The 2,987-nt window shown below is 68.6% G+C and carries 3 protein-coding genes; all 3 read right to left on the reverse strand.

The window, feature by feature from the left end; translation table 11 throughout:
- Window positions 1-593 (reverse strand): carbohydrate ABC transporter permease (locus AB0E67_RS36315; protein ID WP_362035120.1); only part of this gene is annotated, 593 nt, incomplete at its 3' end.
- 2 nt (window positions 594-595) lie between these two features.
- Window positions 596-1,501 carry a sugar ABC transporter permease gene (locus tag AB0E67_RS36320; RefSeq protein ID WP_362035122.1) on the reverse strand — a complete coding sequence of 302 codons (906 nt, stop codon included), beginning with the start codon at window positions 1,499-1,501 and terminating at the stop codon, window positions 596-598.
- 113 nt (window positions 1,502-1,614) lie between these two features.
- Window positions 1,615-2,814, reverse strand: coding sequence for an extracellular solute-binding protein (locus AB0E67_RS36325; RefSeq protein WP_362035124.1), 1,200 nt, complete (start codon window positions 2,812-2,814; stop codon window positions 1,615-1,617).
- Between the last annotated feature and the right edge of the window lie 173 nt (window positions 2,815-2,987).

Genomic DNA, 2,987 nt, shown 5'->3' on the forward strand with positions numbered 1-2,987 from the left:
AGGGTCGGCAGGATCAGGCCCCAGTAGGTGTCCACGCCGCCCAGTTTCGCGATCATGGCGAAGGTCGGGATCATGGTGACGTGGTAGGGGACCATCACCATCGACAGGAACGACCAGAACATCGTCTCGCGGCCCGGGAAGCGTTTCTTGGCGAAGGCGTAGCCGGCGAGTGAGGCGAGCAGCAGCACGCCGATGACGGAGATGATCGAGTAGAGCAGGGTGTTGAACAGCCAGCGTGGTACGTCCTGGGCGTTGAGGACGGTGTCGTACGCTTCGCCGCTCAGTGGCCAGGGCAGGAGGCTGCCGGGGAACTCGACCGCTGCGGACGGTTTCAGCGAGAGTACGACCATGGCGTAGAACGGGAAGATCGTGACGAGCGCGGCCACGGTCAGCAGGACGGCGCGGCCGGTCCGGCCGGCCCGGGTGGGGCGCATGCCGTGCGGGACGGTGTCGCGTTCGGCGAGCTTGCGCAGTCTGCGTTCGGCGCGGCGGGCGGCCCGGCGTTCGGCCTTGCGCGCGGCCTGGCCGGACGTCGCGGGCGCGGTGCCGGTGACCGTGGGCGGGGTCTCGGTCTTGGCGGGTGGTGCGGTCATGGTCACTGGTCCTTCCCGATCACGAGCCGCTGGATCAGTGCGACCACCACGGTCAGTGCGAACAGTGCGACACCGATGGCGGAGGCGTAGCCCAGGTCGAAGTATTTGAAGCCCGCGTCGTAGAGCTGGAAGACGAGCGTGTAGCTGGCGTTGGCGGGGCCGCCGCCGGTCATCGTGTAGACCGCGTCGAAGACCTGGAACGAGGCCGTGGTCTCGATCACGGCGAGGAAGAACAGGGCGGGTTTGAGCTGCGGCAGCACGATGTGCCTGAAGCGCTGCCAGGCGCCGGCGCCGTCGGTGAGTGCCGCTTCCTCCAGTTCCCGGGGGATGTCCTGCATGCGGGCCAGCAGGATCAGCATCCCGTACCCGAAGCGGGACCAGATGCCGACGATGGCGAGCGCGGGCAGGACCAGCACGTCGTCGGAGAGCCAGGAGCCCTTGGACATCCCGAACACGCTCATCAGCGTCGGCCACGGGCCGTTGGTGGAGAAGATCCACACGAAGACGGTGGCGGCCAGCACCAGCGAGGTGACGACCGGCAGGAAGAACACCGACCGGAAGAACCTGGCGCCGCGGAACGCGCGGCGGGTGATCAGCGCCAGCGACACCGACACGACGAGTGTGCCCGGCACGGCGAGCACGGTGTACAGGACGGTGACCTTCAGTGCCTGCCAGAACAGCGGGTCGTCCCACAGGCGGGTGAAGTTGTCCAGCCCGATGAAGCTGCCGCCGCCGGTCAGGGTGTAGTCGGTGAAGCTCATCAGCACACCGGCGATGCCCGGACCGAAGCGGAAGGCGAGGAAGAGCAGGAAGCACGGGAGGACGAACAGCAGGCCGATCCGGGCCTCGCGGCGCGCCTGCGGCCCGCTGCGACGGCCCCGGCGGGTGGGTTCCGCGACGACTGCCACGGGGATCTCCTTGCGGTGCGGGGGAAAGGGCGGGGGCGGAGGGGACCGCCCCGGGGGGGGTGCGGGGCCCGGATCCGGGTGCGGCCGGAAAAGGGGGGGCCCCGCACCCGGTATCAGCGGCCGAGCAGCGCCTGCGCGGCCTTCTGCGCGGCGTCCAGCGCCTCCTGCGGGCTCTTCTTGCCCAGCAGCGCGGCCTGGATCTCCGGCGCGAGCACGCCCTGGACCTCACGGGACTTGTCCTGGAGCGGTCCCACGGTCATGGCCGGCAGCGTGGCACCGACCGCCGTCTGCAGCGCGTCGTCGGGGTAGAGGTCGCCGCCGGACTTGCGGGCCGGGAAGTAGCCCGCCTCCTTCTGCAGGCCGGCCGCGTTCTTCGACTCGGCCACGAAGTTCAGCCAGTCGCCGGTGTTCTTCTTGTCGGCGCCCTTCAGCATCGACAGGGCGCCCACCGTGCCGTAGCCGACCGGTTCGACGTCCTTCAGCGGCGGTTGGACGACGATGTTCTCCTTGCCCCAGAACGGCTCGACGTCGGTGGGGGTGTTCTGCCAGGTGCAGGCGATCTTGCCCTTGGCGGTCGGGGTCTGCTCCAGCTTGGGCGTGGTGGTGATCAGGTCCTTGTCGGTGTAGCCGCCGTCGACGAGCTTCTTCAGGTACGTCAGCGCCTTGACACCGGCCGCGTCGTTGAACGTGACGCTCTTGCCGTCCTTGGAGAAGACGTCGCCGCCCGCCTGCCACAGCAGCGGGTAGAAGGTCATGTTCAGGGTCTGCTGGGTGTCGCCGTAGAAGCTGGTGGCGTAGTAGCCCTTCGCCTTCAGCCTCGGGCCCAGCGCCTCCAGTTCCGCCCAGGTCGTGGGGTAGTTCTTCTCGCCGATGGCGGCGAACACCCGCTTGTCGCAGACCAGCGGATTGGCGCTGGTCAGGATCGGGGTGGCGAGCGCCTTGCCGTCGATCGTGACGGACTTCAGCGCGAAGTCGGTGTAGTCGGACCTGGCGCCGGAGGGCATGTACTCGTCGGCCGGGACGATGTTCCTGGCGTACTTCGGCAGCTGGTCCGGGATCAGGTAGACCGCGTCCGGGCCCTTGCCCGAGGCGATCGCGGTGGCCAGGGCGGTGTCGCGGTTGGCCCAGGGGAAGGTCTCCACCTTCACCTCGACACCCGCGTGCTCCTTCTCGAACGCCTTGATCAGGCCGTCCCAGTAGGCCTTGTTCTTGGCCTCGTCGAAGATGACCGGGTAGGTCCACATGGTGACGGTGTTGTCGTCGCCGCCGCTGGAACAGCCGGCCAGCACACCGGCGGCGAGCGCGGTGGCCACAACCGGGACAGCGACAGCACGGACTCTGGAACGACGGGTGACAAGACGGGACATGAGAGGGTCCTCCGAGGACATGAGGGCAGGACGGGGAAAGGGAGACGGCAACCGGTGCGCAGTCACCGGACCGGCACCATCTGAACAGTGCCGGTGCGCCGGGCACGTTCAGCAGCGAA

Origin of the sequence: Streptomyces sp. NPDC032161 (assembly GCF_040636995.1) — a bacterium.
Lineage (GTDB): Bacteria > Actinomycetota > Actinomycetes > Streptomycetales > Streptomycetaceae > Streptomyces.